The organism is Mycobacterium angelicum (genome assembly GCF_002086155.1).
Classification (GTDB): domain Bacteria; phylum Actinomycetota; class Actinomycetes; order Mycobacteriales; family Mycobacteriaceae; genus Mycobacterium; species Mycobacterium angelicum.
Genome location: NZ_MVHE01000178.1, coordinates 1 through 1,719, shown reverse-complemented (window position 1 = coordinate 1,719; position 1,719 = coordinate 1). Strand labels below are relative to the sequence as shown.

1 protein-coding gene is annotated in these 1,719 nt (G+C 65.9%); it reads right to left on the bottom strand.

Going from position 1 to position 1,719, the window contains the following annotated elements; translation table 11 throughout:
- A partial coding sequence (locus tag BST12_RS28820) for an SDR family NAD(P)-dependent oxidoreductase (protein WP_139802049.1) occupies positions 1 to 1,719 on the bottom strand: 1,719 nt, incomplete at both ends.

Sequence of the window (1,719 nt, the reverse complement as noted above, 5' to 3'; positions counted from 1 at the left end):
CCGACACCCCATCCCCACCACCGCAATCGGCTCATCGGCCCGCACCGCGCGCTCCGTCGGCCCACTTGCAACCTCGCGGGCTGTTCCGGTGATTAGTTGCCGTAGGTGTTGGGTGAGGGCGGCCGGTGTGGGGTGGTCGAAGATGAGGGTGGGTGATAACGCGAGCCCGGTCGCGGTTTGCAACCGGTTGCGCAGCTCGACCGCGGTCAGGGAATCGAAACCCTGATCCTGGAACACGCGGTCGGCTTCGATGGTGGCCGGATCAGCGCCCAAGACAGTGGCCACATGGGAGTTCATAATCTGCGAGAGCAGCGAGCGTTGTTGCTCATCAGAGAGCCCGGCCAGGCGCTGCGCCAATACCGAACCAGACGAAGCTGCGGCCCGGTCCCCGACCACCGACCGTCGCCGAGGATTCACCAGGCCGGCGAACAAGACCGGCAGCATCCCGGCTTCTGACGAAGATGACAACCCAGCTGAATCCAGCCGGGCCGGCGCCACGCAGCACTGATCGAGGGCCAACGCGGTGTCGAACAAGTCCAGGGCTTCCCGCGATGGCATCGCCAACAGGCCGCCCCGGCTCAGCCTGGCCACATCCTGGGCCCCCAGCTGCTCGGTCATGGCGCTGGCCTCTTCCCATAGCCCCCACGCCAGCGAGGTCGCTGGCAGACCCGCCTCCCGCCGGTATGCAGCCAACCCATCCAGAAAGGCGTTGGCGGCCGCGTAATTGGCTTGCCCAGCAGTCCCGATGACACCGGCCATCGAGGAGAACATCACAAATGCCGACAAATCCTGGTCCCGGGTCAACTCATGCAGATTCCACGCCGCATCGACCTTGGGCCGCAACACCGCATCCACTCGCCGCGGTGTCAGCGATGCGATGACCGCGTCATCGAGCACCCCGGCGGCGTGCACCACCGCCGACAACGGGTACCGAGCCGGTATCGCGGCCAGCACCCGGGCCAGCGCGTCGCAGTCAGCAACATCACAGGCGACCACCTGCACCTGCGCCCCCGCCTGGCTGAGCTGGTCCACCAGCTCGCCGGCACCCTCGGCGGCCATCCCACGGCGGCTCACTAACACCAGATGCCGCACCCCATAGTGGGCCACCAGATGCCGAGCCAGCGTCACGCCCAACGCGCCGGTGCCCCCGGTGATCAACACCGTGCCCGCCGCATCGAACGCCGGCATCCTCAATACCACTTTGCCGATATGGCGGGCCTGACTGACAAACCGGTAGGCAGCCGCGGCCCGGCGCACCTCGAAGCCGGTGACCGGCAGCGGGTGCAGCACACCCGCCTCAAATAATCTCGCCACCTCTGCCAGCATCTGCTGTATCCGCTGCGGGTCGACTTCCAACAGATCAAACGCCCGGTAAGCCACCCCGAGATGCTGCTCGGCAACCACAGCGGGATCGCGGAGGTCGGTCTTACCCATCTCCAGGAAACGACCCCCATGCGATAACAACCCCAGCGACGCGTCCACGAACTCCCCCGCCAACGCGTTGAGCACCACATCCACCCCACGCCCATTGGTGACGGCCAAAAACTTTTCAGCGAACTCCACACTGCGCGAACTAGCGATATGTCCATCATCAAAACCCAACCCGCGCAACGTGTCCCACTTGCCCACACTCGCGGTGCCAAACACCTCCAACCCCCAATACCGGGCCAGCTGCACCGCAGCCATCCCCACCCCACCGGCAGCGGCATGCACCAACAC